The following is a 445-nucleotide window of genomic DNA, read 5'->3' as shown; positions in this document are numbered from 1 at the left end:
AAAAAGACAACCACAAAGCGTTTTGACAAAGCTCTTTTTTAAGATCTCACTTGAATAATGAAATGAGGCCTTAAAATAACGAGTATATGAAAATAAGAAGATCGCCCTATCCGGCAAGCATGGCCAGGTGTTGGCGATCTTCTTGACGTTCTGACAAATGGCGATCATGAGCACTTGCTCTAACACTTTTTTCTTGCCGACAACCATCGATAGCGAAGTCCATGGAGCACTTTGGCATCTGTGGAACTTCGTTCAATCGTTTGGTACCGGAGACGGTACAGGTATTTCCCCAAACGAGAGCACCCGTTTTGTTTTACATTCTAAAACCCGGAAGAGTCAGCATATCATAAGCATTCACTCTCTTGTTGTATATCGTGATCAGGCGGAGTATCCGCCAGGTGATTAAGTACACGCGTTAACGCATCGAATCGTTTTTCACCGACAG

The 445-nt window shown here is 43.6% G+C and carries 1 pseudogene; it reads right to left on the bottom strand.

Annotated elements, in window-relative coordinates:
• Positions 1–132: 132 nt before the first annotated feature.
• Positions 133–317: pseudogene (locus PPOP_RS24665) on the bottom strand (transposase); the annotation flags it as partial.
• Positions 318–445 lie beyond the last annotated feature (128 nt).

This window comes from Paenibacillus popilliae ATCC 14706, from assembly GCF_000315235.1.
Classification (GTDB): Bacteria; Bacillota; Bacilli; order Paenibacillales; family Paenibacillaceae; genus Paenibacillus_B; species Paenibacillus_B popilliae.
This window is presented reverse-complemented; position numbering and strand designations above follow the sequence as displayed.